The sequence below is a fragment of the Micromonospora sp. R311 genome (assembly GCF_056780015.1).
In genome coordinates this window covers 1-15,062 of the sequence record NZ_JBSWCE010000071.1, presented here as the reverse complement: position 1 = coordinate 15,062, position 15,062 = coordinate 1, and the positions used below count along the sequence as shown (strand labels likewise).

The following is a 15,062-nucleotide window of genomic DNA, read 5'->3' as shown; positions in this document are numbered from 1 at the left end:
CAACAAGACCGGCGCACCCGTCACCCGGTCACTGATCGCCTACGACCACTGACCGGGATTCGGAACTACTCGTCTAGCCGAAACCGGCCGGCGTCGCGGTCGCCGGTGCGGCGACCGCCCGCTCAGCGGCGGGGGAGGTCCTCCCGGGGCACCCAGTTGCGGCGGACGATCACCACGCGCGCCTCGGCCTCGGCGAGGTCGGCCTCGCCGGGCCGGGCGGCGTCCCGGGCCCGCATGGCGGCGGTGACGCTCACCTGGGACGAGCCGGAGCCGACCAGCCCGCGCAGTCCCCGCTCACCCTCGCGGTCCTCGGGCGGGCCGCCGCGCCGTCCGCGCGGCGGGTCACCGCCGTCGTGCACCCCGGCGGTGGTCGCGCTCGGCCCGTCGCCGGGCCCCGCCGGGTCGCCGCCCGGGGAGTGTCTGAGCCGGCGCCGCCGTCGTTCCGCGTCCCCCATCAGCCGACCGTACCGCCCCCGGCGTCAGAACACCTCCATGCCGGCCGGGGCGCGGTGCCAGCCGAAGGCCGGTCCGGCGGTGGCCAGGGCGCCGGGACGCAGCTCGCCGACCCGGCCCGCGGCGGCCAGCGCGGCCAGCCCGACCCCGCCGAGGTAGAGCTCCCTGAGGCAGCGCACGTCGCAGGCGAGCTCCGCCGGCCGGTCGGTCGGCGCGCACTCCGCGCCCCGCGGCCCGCCGGTCAGCCGCCACCGGCCGGTGTTCTCCGGCAGCAGCTCGTCGGTGACCTCGACCACCACGTCCACCGGCGTGGCGTACCGGCGGGCGGCGAGCGCGGCCGGTACGTCGACCACCCGCAGCCAGAGCGCGTCGACGAGTTGGGCGCCGAGCCGGCGCGGCTCGTGGACCAGCCGCAGCAGCGGCTCGTCCACGGCCGCCCGGCAGGTGAGCCGCCGGGTCAGGTCGATGGAGAGCAGCATCCGCCACAGCGCCGCGTACGCCTCGGGCGTGGCGGCCACCACCTCGTCGACCGTGGTGTGCCCGCGCGGGCCGGCGCGCTCCCACTCGGCCCGGGTACGGAACAGCCCGTACCCGTCGACCCCGTCGGGGCCTTCGTGCAGCACCACCCGCCGCTCGGTGGCGCCCCCGCGCCGCCCGGCCGGGTCGCCGAGCACGTACCGCCACCACGCGTCGTTCCGGCTCGACCAGCCGGGCCGGTCGGGGCGTACCCGGTCGTACACCCGGGCCAGCTCGGCCTGGCGCGCGGCCGGGCGGTCCAAGCGCAGCCGGCCCGCGGCGGACGCCGGCGCCGGCAGGCGTAGCTCGGTGGTGTCGCACTCCACGGCGAGCCGCTGCGCGGCCAGCCCGTAGCCGAACCGGGGGTAGATCCGTCCCTCGCTGGCCCAGAGCACCGCGACCGGCTCCCGACCGGCGTTCCGGAGCTGCCGTAGCTGGTGGCGCATCAGCCGGGTGAGCAGGCCCTGGCGGCGGTGCGTCGGGACCACCCCGACCATGGTGACGTGGGCGGCCGGCAAGGTGCCGCCGGGCACGGTGAGTTCGCGGCTGAAGGCGGCGGCGCTGGCCACCAGGTCGGCGCCGTCGCGGATCAGCAGCGCCCGCTCCGGCTCGAAGATGCCGCGTTCGAGCTCGTGCGTCTCGGCGTCGAAGCCGCCGTGGAACAGGTCGCCGAGCATCCGGGCGAGCTCGTCGAAGTCCTCGGCGCGGGCGGGTTGCGGGGATTTCGTCACCGGTCGTGTCTAGCTGACCGGTGCGGAGTCGGCGACCGATTTGCCGGCTGGCTACCCTCGGAACCGGGACGGCGACCGGTGGGCCGCCGCCGGTCCAGGGGGAGGGGACGAGATGGCAGACCAGACGCAGCCGTGGGCGGAGCGGACGGTCGAGGTGCCGCCGCAACCGGGCGTCGGGGTGCCGCCGCAGCGCGGTGCCGGAGCGCCGCCGCAGCGCGACGCGTTCCGGCCCGGGGTGGCGTCGGTCGGCCGGTCCGGTACGCCGCGTACCGAGCCGTTCCCGGTGGTCCACCAGGAGCCGACCGGCACCGGCTGGCCGGGTGGGTCGACGCCGCGGCGGCCGATGAGCTGGCACCTGGCGCAGTTGCGGCGCGGCGGCGAGTGGAGTGCCGCCGGCCTGCTCTTCGCCTTCGTCTGCTGGGGCATCTGGGCGATCTCCGGCGGCGGCAACCTGACCGGGCCGCTGATGATCTTCGTGCTGAGCCTGCTGGTGGCGCTCGGGCTCTTCGCGCTCATCCGGCTGCTCGGCCGGGTGGTGCTGGAGCGCCAGCTGGGCCGGGTACGTCGCAGCGCCCGGGGCGCGCACCTGGTGACGGCGGTCTTCCTGACCGGCCTCGGCATCGCCTACCTGCAGCAGACCGAGTGGGTCGTGTCGGCCTGGAACTGGATCACCACCAACTGACCCGGCCCGGTACGCCCGGGCGGCCGGCACGTCGCCGTCCGCCCGGGCGTCCAGTCGCGGGCCCCGCGACCAGAGGTCGTTTCTCCACCAGGATGGCGCTGCTTACCCGGCCGGCCGCGGATCATCCGTGATCGGACGGTCCGACCGCGTAGCTGATCGATGGCTCAGTGGCTGCCGCGGTGCCCCTCGGCATCCGCCCGGGGCGAGGCGACCCGCGCCGCCGGGTCCTCGACGCCGGGCTCGCCGCCGCCCGGGGCCACCATGCCGTCGTAGTTGTAGAGGGTGCCGCCGTCGCCGTGCCGCTTCGTGGTCCGCACGTACCGGTGGATCATCCCGTCGATCTTCAGCTCCAGCAGGGCGCTGTCGCCCGCGTCGTGGGTGCTGCCGTCCCGGGGCCCGCCGACCAGGTGCGCCTTCGTGTTCGTGTCCATGCCGATGCCCTACCCGGGGCGCCCCGGCGCAAAACGGGCGTCGTTCCGGCGCTACTGCCCGGCGAACCGGTAGAGCACGAAGTCCTTGGCCGCCCCGCAGACCACCACGCTGGTGTTCCACGAGCAGGTGTCGCTCCGCACATCCTTGAGCTGCCCCAGCTCGACCACCTTGCCCGAACTCGCCGGCACGCCGGCGACGCTGGGGTCGTCCTCCACCGAGCTGAGCCGGTCGGAGAAGACCAGCAGGTTGCCCGCGTCGATCCGGACCGGCACGCCGTCCCGGTCCGGCAGCACCACCCGGCCGTCCGGGGCGAACAGCGTGCCGGCCGGCTCCGGCGAGGTGCGCCGGGCCAGCAGGTGCTCACCGAGCGGCACCAGCACGGTGGCCCCCGGCGCCGGCCAGCGCTTTGCCCGCTCTTCGGTGACCGCCACCACCTCGGTGGTCTTCGCGTCGCCACCGGCCACCTCCAGCAGGCAGACCCGCTTCTCCCCGCAGGGCACCAGCGCCTCCGGTCGCCGCCGGTCGTCCGGCGCCGTGTAGAGCAGCTCCGGCTTCGCGTCGCTGGTCAGGTCGTACGCCAGCAACTGGTACTCCTGCGGCCCGTCGGCGGCGACGTAGAGCCGGTCCCCGTGCGCCACCACGAGGTCGTCGTGGTCGGCCACGCCGTCCCGCCTGCGGATCTCCGTCCCGGTGGACGTGTCGATCAGCCGCACCGAGCGGTCCGCGCCGACCTGCACGATCCGGCGTGCCTCACCCCGCCACGGGTCGCGGGGAGCCCCGTTCGGGAAGGCGGGTCCGCCCAGTGCCTCGTCGGTGGTGACCGGGTGGACGCTGGTGCGGGCGCCGCCGTGCTCGTCGCGCGGGTTGGGCTCCGTCCAGACCTCCGCCTTGTCGTCCAGGCGCAGCCCGACCAGCCGGTCCAGGGTCCGGTCGACCAGCACCACGACGTCCTCGGCGAAGAGCACGGCGTCGTCGCCCCGGATCGGGTGGACCCACCGCTGGTCGCCGGACGCGCCGTCGAGGACCACCAGGTCCCGCGGGGTGTCGCTGGAGCGGGCCTCGGCGAAGACCGCGACCGCGCCCGGGAGGGCGACGATCCGCTCCCACCGCTGCGCGGACACCTCGGTCTGCCGGCGCCACCGCTGCGTGCCGGTGCGGGTGTCGACCGCGAACACCTCGAGCCGGCCGTCCGGCAGCAGGTGGGCGAGATAGGCGCGGTCGCCGAGGACCGCGGTGAACATGTCCGTCGGGCGTTCCGCCCCGGCGGCCACGCGCTTCACCTCGGCGACCGGGTTCTGCCACTCCAGGGCCGGATAGCGGTCCCGGGTCCAGTACAGCACCGCCGCGACGGTCACTCCGGCCAGCGCCAGCACGGCACCGAGCGTGATCCACAGCGCCCGGCGGCGGGAGGTTCCCGGGCCGCCGGGCGGAGGCGACACCGGCGCGCCGGAGACGGGTACGCCCGGCCAGCCCGGCGGCGGCGCGCCTGGCCCCGCCGGGGGTACCCCGGACGGCCCGGCGACCGGCGGCCGCGGCTCGGCGAGCGTGGCGGGGGGCGGGGGCGGGCCGACCAGCGTGGCCGCGGGCGGCGCGCCGGTCCCGGCGGGGGCCGCCGGGACGGTCGGTGCCGTGGCGGCCGCGCCCGGCGTCGACGGGACGGCCTGCTGCGCCGGCGCCGGGGCGGCCGGTGGCGGTGCGGCGGGGCTGGTGGGGTGCGCGGCGGGCCCGGCATGCGGCGGCGGCCCGGCCGGAACCGGCGGCGGCGCGGCCGCGCTGGTCGGGTGCGGTGCCGCCGGGCTGGTCGGGTGCGGTGCCGCCGGGCTGGTCTGCGCCGGAGTCCCGGCGGGCACGACGGCCCCGTCGCCCGGGATCGCTACCGGTGCCGCGGCCGGAACGGGTGGCGGGGCCGGGGCAGGTGGCGGCGGGGCGACCGCGGGGGCGCCGAAACCGGCCGCGACCCGCGCGGGTCGTGGCACCGGCAGGTCGGTCAGCGCGCCCTCGGCCACCGGCAGCTCCGGCTGCTCCAGCACGGTCGGCGCCACCCCGAGCTCGGCGTGCAGCAGCCGGGCCACCAACGGGGTCCGGGTGGCGCCGCCGACCAGGAAGAGGCCGGCGAGCTGCCGGGGGTGCAGGCCGGCCGCGTCGATCACCTCCCGGGTCACCGCCACGGCCCGGCGCAGCAGCGGGGTGGCCACCCGCTCCAGGTCGTCCCGGGTGAGCGGGACGGCCGCCTCCACCCCCGGTACGGCGACCGGCGCGACGGCGGCCCGGGACAGCATCTCCTTGGCGCCCCGGACGTTCTCCCAGAGCTGGTGCCGCTCCCGCCACTGGGTCGCCGACTCCGGTCGGGTGAGCGTCGCCCAGCGGGCCGGGTGCCCGCCCGCGACCACCTCGCCGAGCCGGGCGAACAGGGCCGCGTCCACGTCCAGCCCACCGAGGTCGGCGGCGCCCCCCGCGGCCACCACGACGAACCCCGAGTCGCCCCACGGGTCGGCGCCCTCGTTGCGGAGCACGGCGACGTCCAGGGTGCCGGCGCCGAAGTCGAAGACCCCGATGGCGCCGCCGACCGGCACGGGCCGGCGGAGCACCTGGGTGTAGTAGCGGGCGGCGGCCACCGGCTCCCGCAGCAGCCGGGTCCCGGGCGGGGTGGGGCCGGACATGGTGTGCTCGGCCGCGGACGGCCAGCCGGCCAGGGCGAGCGCGTCGCTGAGCACCTGGCGGCGCGGCGCGTCCCAGGTGGCCGGGCAGGTGAGCACCGCCTCGGGCAGGAAACCGATCGCCTCGACCGCCGCCCGGGCCACCGCGTGCAGCGTCGCGGCGAGCAGTTCCGCGGGCGGATACCGACGGTCGCCCAGGGCCACCGCCGGTTCGTCGATGCGGCGCTTGGGGTGCGGCTCGTACCGGCCGGGCTCGGTGCGGGCCAGCCGCTGGGCGTCGCGGCCGGCGTGCAGCACCCCGTCCGCGTCGGCGTACACACCGGAGGGAATGATCGGCTGGCCGTCCAGCAACAGTGGACGGGTCTGACCGTCGGGGCGGCGGAGCACGGCCACCGTGTTCGACGTGCCGAGGTCGACGCCGAGGGCGTATCCCTCGTGCTGGCCTGCCATCTGCCGATACCTCCGCGGGACGGGGGGATGCCCGGTCCCGCATGGTACGCAGCCCGCGCCGCCCGGGGGGTCGGCCGGTCGGGCCGACGCGCCGGGCCCGTCGGTGGGCGCCGTATGACCGAGCCGGGATGGAATCCATACATTGCCATTTATCGATAGAGGTGCGTAGGCTCCCGCCATCACAGCTACGGCGCGGTCACGAAGCGCGCCGTCGAGGCTTGGAGGGGACCAATGGTGCGTTGGCGCAGACTCGTCGGCCGGATGGCGGCCGTGTTGGCGGTGGTCACCGCCGGAACGTTCGTGGCGGCCGTGCCGGCCAACGCGGCGCCGGACGACGGGATGACCCCGTACGTCGTCGGCGGGACCCGGGCCGCCCAGGGCGAGTTCCCGTTCATGGTCCGGCTCTCGATGGGCTGCGGCGGCGCCCTCTACAGCCCGCGGCTGGTGCTCACCGCGGCGCACTGCGTCGGCCGTACCGGCACCAACACCAGCATCACCGCCACCCTCGGCGTGGTCGACCTCCAGTCCTCGAGCCGGATCCAGGTCCGGTCCAACTACGTCTACCGGGCGCCCGGCTACAACGGCGCCGGCAAGGACTGGGCGCTGATCCGGCTCGCCACCCCGGTCACCTCGCTCAGCACCCTCAAGATCGCCAACACCACGGCGTACGACAACGGCACCTTCACCGTGGCGGGCTGGGGTGCGGCCCGGGAGGGCGGCCCGCAGCAGCGCTACCTGCTCAAGGCGACCGTCCCCTTCGTCGACGACACCACCTGCAACAACTACTACGGCGGCGACATCATCCCGAGCGAGGAGATCTGCGCCGGCTACGCCAGCGGCGGCGTCGACACCTGCCAGGGTGACTCCGGCGGCCCGATGTTCCGCCGGGACGCCTCCAACGCCTGGATCCAGGTCGGCATCGTCAGTTGGGGCTACGGCTGCGCCCGACCCAACTACCCCGGCGTCTACACCCAGGTGAGCACCTTCGCCTCGGCGATCGCGTCGGCCGCCGCCAGTCTCGGCGGCTGAGTCGTACGACGTCGGTGGCCCGGCCGCGTCCGGCGGCCGGGCCATCGGCCTGCCGGCTCCCGCCCACCGCAGTGGCGGGAACACCCGCAGGGCCCGCGTGCTCCTACGACGCTGCTCGTCCGCGTCGAGGCCGGTCCGCCGTCGCGAACCGCCAGTCCGGCGTGGCCGCACGGCGCTGCTGCCCGCCAGGCCGGAGACCCGGCAAGGACTGATCGCTTCCCGCACGTCCCGGTCCGGGCCGCTATCGTCGCCGGATGCCCGAGCTGATCGCACCCACCGTCCGCCTGCACGCCGCCTGGCTCGAGGCGCGTGACGAGTGGGGCCCCGGCGTCCACGAGGACGGGTTCGGACTGCGGCCGTCCGATGAGGTGGACTCGCTGGGCGGCTTCGCGGCCTGGGTGGCCCGGCTGGCTGACAAGCGGGATCCGGCGAACCGGCCGGACGCCGGCCGGCGCGGGTGCACGTACCGGTGGATCGTCGAGGGCGACCGGGTGCTCGGTGGGATCGCGCTGCGACACGGGCTCGACGACTTCGTGCTGCGGGTCGGCCACGTCGGCTACGGCATCCGGCCGTCCGCGCGCCGGCGCGGCCTGGCGACGTGGGCGCTGGGCCGGATGCTCGATGTGGCGCGGCGGGACGGCCTGGACCGGGTGCTGATCGTCTGCGCGGAGGAGAACATCGCGTCGGCGAGGACGATCGAACACCACGGCGGTGTCCTCGAGGGCGTCCGGGACACCGAACTCGGGCCCGCGCGGCGCTACTGGATCAGGCTCTAGGGAGGAGTGTGGCGCCGACGATCTGGACGATCTGCACGAACGTCTCGACCGCACCCGCTGGCCCGACGAACTGCTGGGTGTGAGATGGGCGTACGGCGTCCCGCGCGACTACCTCAGGGAGCTCGTGCACTACTGGCGCCACGGGTACGACTGGCGGGCCGCGGAGGTCGAGCTGAACCAGTGGCCGCAGTTCGTCACCACGATCGACGGTGCGAACATTCACCTCGCCCACGTCCGGTCGCCCGAGAGGTGGAATGGCCCAGGTGCCGCGATCATGCGGTCTGCCTGGGCCTTCGTGGGTGGAGCGGGCGACGGGAATCGAACCCGCACCGTCAGTTTGGAAGACTGAAGCTCTGCCATTGAGCTACGCCCGCGTACGCCCCGGCAGCGCGGGGCGCGTCGACAGCCTACCCAATGCCCCCGCCGGACGCGCAGCCGTGTGCCGGCGCGTCGATTGTCAAGATCCACGCAACTTCGGGGAAGTAGTGGCCTCCCGTCGCCCGGAGGCCACTACTTCCCCGAAGTTGTCGCCTCGTGGAGGTAGGCGCGCCTCGTGGGGGTCGGTGCGCCTCCGTGGGCCTCCCGACCCGGGCCGGGTCGGGGAGGAAGGTGTCCGGTTGGTGCGCGTTCGGCGGGTTGGGGGAGGACCCGACACGTCCGGTGGGACGCGACGGCATAGACTGCTCGTCGCCACGGGGTGTGGCGCAGCTTGGTAGCGCACTCGCTTTGGGAGCGAGGGGCCGTGGGTTCAAATCCCGCCACCCCGACTGTCGTCCGCGGCCGGTGTCACCGGGCCCGCCGTCCGTGCGGTGCCCGGGCGCTGCCGGTGCCCCCGGCCGGCTCGCCTACACTCGATGGGCTAATTGCGCCCAGACTCAACCGAGATCCGTCAAGGAGTACGCCTGTGAAGAGCACCGTCGAGACTCTGAGCCCGACGCGCGTGCGGCTCGCCATCGAGGTGCCGTTCGTCGAGCTCGAGCCGAGCCTCAAGAAGGCGTACCGGGAGATCGGTTCGCAGGTGCAGGTTCCCGGCTTCCGTCGGGGCAAGGTGCCGGCCGCCGTGATCGACCAGCGGGTGGGCCGGGGCACCGTCCTCAACGAGGCGGTGCAGGAGGCCATCCCGCAGAACATCCTCGCCGCGGTCCGCGAGCACGACCTGAAGACCCTCGGTCGCCCCGAGGTCGAGATCACCGAGTTCAACGACGGTGACTCGCTCAACTTCACCGCCGAGGTCGACGTCCGGCCGGAGATCACCCTGCCCGACCTGTCCACCATCGAGGTGACCGTCGACGAGCTGCAGATCGACGACAGCGAGATCGAGGAGCAGGTCAAGAACCTGCGCGAGCGGTTCGCCACGCTCAAGACCGTCGAGCGCGCCGCCCAGGAGGGCGACTACGTCCAGATCGACCTGAACGCGACCGTCGACGGCGAGGACGTGCCGGGCGGTTCGGCGAGCAACATCTCCCACGAGGTGGGCAGCAAGCAGCTGCTGCCGGGCCTGGACGAGGCCGTCGTCGGCCTGGCCGCCGGCGAGAGCACCACCTTCACCACCCAGCTCGTCGGCGGCGACTTCGCCGGCCGCGACGCCGAGGTGGCGGTGACCGTGCGCACCGTCAAGGAGAAGGAGCTGCCGGAGCTCAACGACGAGTTCGCCCAGATGGCGAGCGAGTTCGACACCATGCAGGAGCTCCGGGACGACCTGCGGGAGCGGGTCACCCGCGGCAAGCGCGTCGAGCAGATCTACGCCGCCCGGGACAAGGCTCTCGAGCAGCTGGTCGCCGCCGCCGAGGTGCCGGCGCCGGAGGGGGTCGTCCGCGAGGAGGTCGACAGCCGCAAGCAGGCGATGGTCGACCAGCTCGAGCGGATCGGCGCCTCGCTGGAGGAGTACCTCGCCGCCGAGGAGAAGACCGAGGAGCAGATCGACGCCGAGCTGACCGAGGCGGCGACCCAGGGCGTCAAGGTCCAGCTGCTGCTGGACACCCTCGCCGACGCCGAGGACGTCCAGGTCTCCGACGACGAGTTCGGCCACGAGATCGTGCACCGGGCCCAGCGCGCCGGGATGGCTCCGCAGCAGTACTACGACCAGCTGGTCCAGTCCGGCGCAGCCGGCGCCGTCTTCGGCGACGTCCGCCGCGGCAAGGCACTGGCCTCGGTCATGGAGCGGATCAAGATCACGGACACCGCCGGCAACGAGGTGACGCTCGACGCGCTGCGCGCCGCGGGCGAGGCCGAGCACGACCACGAGCACTGATCGTCGGGTGCCGGCCGTCGTCCGCCGCTCGCGGTGGACGACGGCCGAAACCCTTTCCGGGGTACGCCTTTGCGGCTCAGCTGCGCTGAGAGCGAACAGTGCCCCGACCGGGACTCTGCTGCCCGGCCGAGCGGTTAGTGTCGGGTGAGACGGTACGGAGAGCGAAGGGCTGCCATGACCGACATGCACATCCCAGCGAAGCCGCTCCGGGCGATCGAGGCCCGCGGTGGCGACAACATTGGCAACCTCGACGACTCGGTCTACAACCGGTTGCTCAAGGAGCGGATCATCTTCCTGGGCAGCGAGGTGACCGACCAGGTCGCCAACCGCATCTGCGCGCAGCTGCTGCTGCTCGCCGCGGAGGACCCGGACCGCGACATCAACCTCTGGATCAACTCGCCGGGTGGCTCGGTCTACTCCGGCATGGCGATCTACGACACCATGCAGTTCATCGACAACGACGTGTCGACCGTCGCGATGGGCATGGCGGCCTCCATGGGCCAGCTGCTGCTCTGCGCCGGCACCAAGGGCAAGCGTTACGCCCTGCCGCACGCGCGGATCATGATGCACCAGCCCTCCGGAGGTCTGGGCGGCACCGCGTCCGACATCGCCATCCAGGCGGAGCAGATGCTCTACACCAAGCGGATGTTCCAGGAGCGGGTCGCCTTCCACACCGGCCAGAGCCAGGCGCAGATCGAGGCGGATTCGGACCGGGACCGCTGGTTCACCGCCCAGGAGGCCATGGACTACGGCTTCATCGACAAGGTGATCATCGGGGCCGCCCAGGTTCCGGATGGCGCCGGGACCCTGAGCTGAGGAGCTGACGATGACCGATCTGAGCCTGCCGCCCCAGTTCGCGGCCGTGCACAACCGCTACGTCCTGCCGTCGTTCGTCGAGCGCACGTCGTACGGGGTCAAGGAGTCGAACCCGTACAACAAGCTCTTCGAGGACCGGATCATCTTCCTCGGCGTCCAGGTCGACGACGCGTCGGCCAACGACGTGATGGCCCAGCTGCTGACGCTCGAGGGCACCGACCCGGACCGCGACATCATCATGTACATCAACTCACCGGGTGGTTCGTTCACCGCCATGACGGCGATCTACGACACCATGCAGTACGTCCGGCCGGACATCCAGACGGTCTGCCTGGGCCAGGCCGCCAGCGCGGCGGCGGTGCTGCTCTCCGCGGGCACCCCGGGCAAGCGGATGGCGCTGCCCAACTCCCGGATCATCATCCACCAGCCGGCCACCGAGGGCGGCTACGGGCAGGGCTCGGACATCGAGATCCAGGCTCGGGAGATCCTGCGGATGCGGACCCAGCTGGAGGAGATGCTCTCCCGGCACTGCAACCAGCCGCTGGAGAAGGTCCGCAAGGACATCGACCGTGACAAGATCATGACGGCCGAGGAGTCCAAGGAGTACGGGCTGGTGGACACCATCCTCACCAGCCGCAAGAAGGGCCTGCTGGCGGCCAACGCGGCCAGCTGATCAGTACCGGGTCGGAGGTCGGCCGGGAGATCGCTCCCGGCCGACCTCTGACACACCCGTTTTGGGGGTCGGAGAATGCTCCGCCAGCGGGTAACGTCGGGTCTGAACCGCTTCGCTGGTCGACCGGCGGGGTGAATGAGGCGGACGGGTTAGACGTTCGCAGGTCATGGCCGGGTCCCCGGCCGATGAGTGCAGGGAGAACGTAGGTGGCACGGATCGGTGACGGCGGCGACCTACTGAAATGCTCCTTCTGCGGCAAGTCGCAGAAGCAGGTCAAGAAGCTCATCGCGGGCCCCGGGGTCTACATCTGCGACGAGTGCATCGACCTCTGTAACGAGATCATCGAAGAGGAGCTGGCCGAGTCCGGCGAGGTGAAGTGGGAAGAGCTTCCCAAGCCGATGGAGATCTGCCAGTTCCTCGACAACTACGTCGTGGGGCAGGACCAGGCCAAGAAGGCGCTCGCCGTCGCGGTCTACAACCACTACAAGCGGATCCAGGCCGAGGCGGCCGGCGCGCCGGGCTCCGGCAGCGACGCCGTCGAGCTGGCCAAGTCCAACATCCTGTTGCTGGGCCCGACCGGCTGTGGCAAGACCCACCTGGCGCAGACCCTGGCGCGGATGCTGAACGTGCCGTTCGCCATCGCCGACGCCACCGCGCTCACCGAGGCCGGTTACGTCGGCGAGGACGTGGAGAACATCCTCCTCAAGCTGATCCAGGCCGCGGACTACGACATCAAGCGCGCCGAGACGGGCATCATCTACATCGACGAGGTCGACAAGATCGCCCGCAAGTCGGAGAACCCGTCGATCACGCGGGACGTCTCCGGTGAGGGCGTCCAGCAGGCGTTGCTGAAGATGCTGGAAGGCACGGTGGCCAACGTGCCGCCGCAGGGCGGGCGCAAGCACCCGCACCAGGAGTTCATCCAGATCGACACCACCAACGTGCTCTTCATCTGCGGCGGTGCCTTCGCCGGGCTCGACCAGATCATCGAGGCCCGCACCGGCCACGGCGGCACCGGCTTCGGCGCCCGGCTCCGGTCGGTCTCCGAGCGGTCGACCGACGACATCTTCAGCCAGGTCATGCCGGAGGACATGCTGAAGTTCGGGTTGATCCCGGAGTTCATCGGCCGCCTCCCGGTGATCACCAACGTGCGCAGCCTCGACCGCACCGCCCTGGTACGGATCCTCACCGAGCCGCGCAACGCGCTGGTCCGGCAGTACCAGCGCCTCTTCGAGCTGGACGGCGTCGAGCTGGAGTTCGAGCAGCCCGCGCTCGAGGCGATCGCCGACCAGGCGATGCTGCGTGGCACGGGTGCCCGCGGCCTCCGCGCGATCATGGAGGAGGTCCTGCTCTCCGTGATGTACGAGGTGCCGAGCAACCCGGACGCCGCCCGGGTGCTGATCACCCGCGAGGTCGTCCTGGAGAACGTCAACCCGACGATCGTTCCGCGCGAGTTCACCGGCCGGCGCGCCCGGCGGGACCGCGAGGAGAAGTCCGCCTGAGCCGCGGGGCAGGGCGCCCGACGATAGCCGCCGAGGCGCTGGCGAGCCGGCCAGCCGCGTCAGCTGACGCTGTCGCGGTGGCGTTCCCGGCCGTACGCTGAAGGCCATGCGTGTCGCCGTCTGCCAGCTGAACGCCCGCGACGACCGGAAGGCCAACCTCGCCGCCGCGGCGGCCCTGGTGGAGCGCGCGGCGGCCGCCGGCGCGGACCTGGCGGTCCTGCCGGAGTACGTCGACTACCTGGGCCCGGCCGCCGGGCTGCCGGAGCCGGAACCGGTCGACGGCGAGGTGGGCGCCTTCTTCGCCGACGTCGCCCGGCGGCTCGGCATCTGGCTGATCGCCGGCTCCTTCCACGAGGCCGGCCCGGATCCGGCGCACACCTGGAACACCTCGCTGGTGTTCGACCGCGCGGGCGCGCTCGCCGCCAGCTATCGCAAGATCCACCTGTACGACGTGGAGATCCCCGGCCGGGTCTCGTACCTCGAGTCGGCCACCGTGGCGGCGGGCGACCAGCCGGTGGTGGTCGACGTCGAGGGGCTACGGGTGGGGTTGTCGATCTGCTACGACCTGCGCTTCCCGGAGCTCTACCGGCAACTCGCCACCGAGGGCGGGGCCCAGCTGCTGGTCGTGCCGGCGGCGTTCATGCTGCACACCGGGCGGGACCACTGGGAGGTGCTGCTGCGGGCGCGGGCCATCGAGAACCAGTGTTTCGTCGCCGCGGCCGGCCAGACCGGCGACCACGAGCCGGGCCGGACCTGTTTCGGGCGCAGCATGGTGATTGACCCCTGGGGAACCGTGCTCAGCCAGGTGCCGGACGGTCCCGGCTTCGCCGTCGCGGATCTCGACCTGGAGCGGCAGCGGACCATCCGTGCCGAGCTGCCGAGCCTGGCCAACCGTCGGCTCTGACCGGCCTCACCCCTGCAGCAGCACGCCCACCAGCGCGAAGCCGGCGATCGCCGCCGCCGTGACGAGCAGGGCGGTGCTCATCCGGGAGGGCCCGCGCCGCACCAGCCGGGCCACCGAGGCCAGGACGACGAAGACCACGAAGGCGCCGATGACCAGCTGCCAGAACGGCAGCAGCAGCCCGAGCAGCGCCTCCTCGGCGAGCACCGCCGCCGGAAGCCGGGACACGTCATCCATGCCGAACACTCTGGCACGTCGCGGCCGCTTTCGGGACCGGTGCACCGACCAGCACCCGAGCCGTCCCGGCGTCCCTGCGGAGTGCTCTCGGAGAGCCGGGCGTTGAGATCGTGCGACAGCAACCGGCAGCGGACCGTGGGGTGACGCCCGGCCATCGGCGGTTGAGTCGGCTGCCACACCGCCGGAGAAATGGCTCCGCGGAGCCGGGCGTTGCACCGGCAGCGGTGGCGCCGCGGGAATGTGCGGTGACTCCCTTCGGCGGTTGAGTCGGTTGGCTCAGCGCCGGCATTCCGCGGAATGGCTCCGGGGAGCCGGGCGTTGAGATCGTCGGACAGCGGTGGCGCCGCGGGAACATGCGGTGGCGCCGGCCGTTGGAGGTTGAGTCGGGCTGCGACACCCCCGACCGCCGGCGTCACGCGGAATGCAGGCGTGGCCCTCGGCGTTGCAACCCGTACCGGGCTTCCGGCACGGCGCGCCGATCCAGTGGCGAGCGTTGATTTGCCTTCCGGGGGCCCGCCGCGTAACTTTCTCTCTGCACGCGGGAGGCCGGACAAACCGGCCGAGAGCGGGCACCAGGCTCGTGGCGGAGACGCCGAGCGAGGCTGGGACCGGGCGGTGCGGCTACTCCGGCAAGACGGGGTTGCGGTCGCGAAGCCGACCGGGTAGAGTTCTGAAGCCGGCAGGAGCCGGGCGGATGGCCGCGAAGCGGCGATCGGTCGGTCTGCGGCTTCCCACGACAGAAACGACCGCCAGTTACGGCGTGCGTCAACGTGGGTCCGGAACGAGCCAAGTTGATCACCTCGGACCGAGGTTGACGGCGCGGAGCGGACCGGGTAAGTTTGAGAGGTTGCCCCGGACGGGGTCCCAGATAGTGGGATGCCGGATGGTGTGTGGTTGTTCTTTGAGAACTCAACAGGGTGCTTGATAAGCCAGTGCCAATTTGATTGATACCCCGG

The 15,062-nt window shown here is 73.0% G+C and carries 14 protein-coding genes and 2 tRNA genes; 10 read left to right on the top strand and 6 right to left on the bottom strand.

Annotated features, from left to right (window positions below; all coding sequences use genetic code 11):
- Window positions 1-122: 122 nt before the first annotated feature.
- Together AC1WTP_RS33445 and AC1WTP_RS33440 are read right to left on the bottom strand one after the other, a co-directional pair.
- Window positions 123-455, bottom strand: a complete 333-nt coding sequence (locus AC1WTP_RS33445) for a hypothetical protein (RefSeq protein WP_481653225.1) — start codon at window positions 453-455, stop codon at window positions 123-125.
- A 24-nt stretch (window positions 456-479) separates the two neighbouring features.
- Complete coding sequence (locus AC1WTP_RS33440; RefSeq protein WP_481653224.1) at window positions 480-1,700, bottom strand: GNAT family N-acetyltransferase; 1,221 nt, start codon at window positions 1,698-1,700, stop codon at window positions 480-482.
- Window positions 1,701-1,812: 112 nt separating this feature from the next.
- On the opposite strand from AC1WTP_RS33440, the gene AC1WTP_RS33435 reads away from it, so the two are divergent.
- On the top strand, window positions 1,813-2,382 hold the full coding sequence (locus AC1WTP_RS33435; protein ID WP_481653223.1) for a hypothetical protein: 570 nt from the start codon (window positions 1,813-1,815) through the stop codon (window positions 2,380-2,382).
- Between the two features lie 164 nt (window positions 2,383-2,546).
- On the opposite strand, the gene AC1WTP_RS33430 is transcribed toward AC1WTP_RS33435, so the two are convergent.
- Window positions 2,547-2,813, bottom strand: a complete 267-nt coding sequence (locus AC1WTP_RS33430; RefSeq protein ID WP_481653222.1) for a hypothetical protein — start codon at window positions 2,811-2,813, stop codon at window positions 2,547-2,549.
- Between the two features lie 51 nt (window positions 2,814-2,864).
- Window positions 2,865-5,921: an Hsp70 family protein gene (locus tag AC1WTP_RS33425; protein ID WP_481653221.1), complete on the bottom strand. Its 3,057-nt coding sequence runs from the start codon at window positions 5,919-5,921 to the stop codon at window positions 2,865-2,867.
- 231 nt (window positions 5,922-6,152) lie between these two features.
- Here AC1WTP_RS33425 and AC1WTP_RS33420 point away from each other — a divergent pair, with 231 nt between their 5' ends.
- From AC1WTP_RS33420 to AC1WTP_RS33410, 3 genes are all read left to right on the top strand, one after another.
- The gene (locus AC1WTP_RS33420; protein WP_481653220.1) at window positions 6,153-6,950 is read left to right on the top strand and encodes a S1 family peptidase; all 798 of its coding nucleotides are present in this window, start codon (window positions 6,153-6,155) and stop codon (window positions 6,948-6,950) included.
- A 254-nt stretch (window positions 6,951-7,204) separates the two neighbouring features.
- Entirely contained in the window at window positions 7,205-7,726 is a 522-nt protein-coding gene (locus AC1WTP_RS33415) for a GNAT family N-acetyltransferase (protein ID WP_481653219.1), read from the top strand.
- Window positions 7,662-8,075 carry an epoxide hydrolase N-terminal domain-containing protein gene (locus tag AC1WTP_RS33410; protein WP_481653226.1) on the top strand — a complete coding sequence of 138 codons (414 nt, stop codon included), beginning with the start codon at window positions 7,662-7,664 and terminating at the stop codon, window positions 8,073-8,075. Before AC1WTP_RS33415 ends, AC1WTP_RS33410 begins: the two co-directional genes overlap by 65 nt.
- Here the strand turns inward: AC1WTP_RS33410 and AC1WTP_RS33405 are convergent.
- Window positions 8,027-8,100, bottom strand: a tRNA-Gly gene (locus AC1WTP_RS33405). The genes AC1WTP_RS33410 and AC1WTP_RS33405 overlap by 49 nt on opposite strands.
- Window positions 8,101-8,419: 319 nt before the next feature.
- On the opposite strand from AC1WTP_RS33405, the gene AC1WTP_RS33400 reads away from it, so the two are divergent.
- The 6 genes from AC1WTP_RS33400 to AC1WTP_RS33375 all read left to right on the top strand — a co-directional run bounded on the left by AC1WTP_RS33400 (window position 8,420) and on the right by AC1WTP_RS33375 (window position 13,872).
- Window positions 8,420-8,493, top strand: a tRNA-Pro gene (locus AC1WTP_RS33400).
- 137 nt (window positions 8,494-8,630) lie between these two features.
- Window positions 8,631-9,977, top strand: a complete 1,347-nt coding sequence (gene tig, locus AC1WTP_RS33395) for a trigger factor (protein WP_481653218.1) — start codon at window positions 8,631-8,633, stop codon at window positions 9,975-9,977.
- A 174-nt stretch (window positions 9,978-10,151) separates the two neighbouring features.
- Complete coding sequence (locus AC1WTP_RS33390) at window positions 10,152-10,793, top strand: ATP-dependent Clp protease proteolytic subunit (protein WP_447137761.1); 642 nt, start codon at window positions 10,152-10,154, stop codon at window positions 10,791-10,793.
- Window positions 10,794-10,803: 10 nt separating this feature from the next.
- Window positions 10,804-11,466, top strand: coding sequence for an ATP-dependent Clp protease proteolytic subunit (locus AC1WTP_RS33385; protein ID WP_481653217.1), 663 nt, complete (start codon window positions 10,804-10,806; stop codon window positions 11,464-11,466).
- Between the two features lie 206 nt (window positions 11,467-11,672).
- Entirely contained in the window at window positions 11,673-12,968 is a 1,296-nt protein-coding gene (gene clpX, locus AC1WTP_RS33380; protein WP_447137759.1) for an ATP-dependent Clp protease ATP-binding subunit ClpX, read from the top strand.
- Between the two features lie 106 nt (window positions 12,969-13,074).
- On the top strand, window positions 13,075-13,872 hold the full coding sequence (locus tag AC1WTP_RS33375) for a carbon-nitrogen hydrolase family protein (RefSeq protein ID WP_481653216.1): 798 nt from the start codon (window positions 13,075-13,077) through the stop codon (window positions 13,870-13,872).
- A gap of 6 nt (window positions 13,873-13,878) precedes the next feature.
- Here the strand turns inward: AC1WTP_RS33375 and AC1WTP_RS33370 are convergent, their stop codons facing one another.
- Complete coding sequence (locus tag AC1WTP_RS33370) at window positions 13,879-14,106, bottom strand: hypothetical protein (protein ID WP_481653215.1); 228 nt, start codon at window positions 14,104-14,106, stop codon at window positions 13,879-13,881.
- Window positions 14,107-15,062 lie beyond the last annotated feature (956 nt).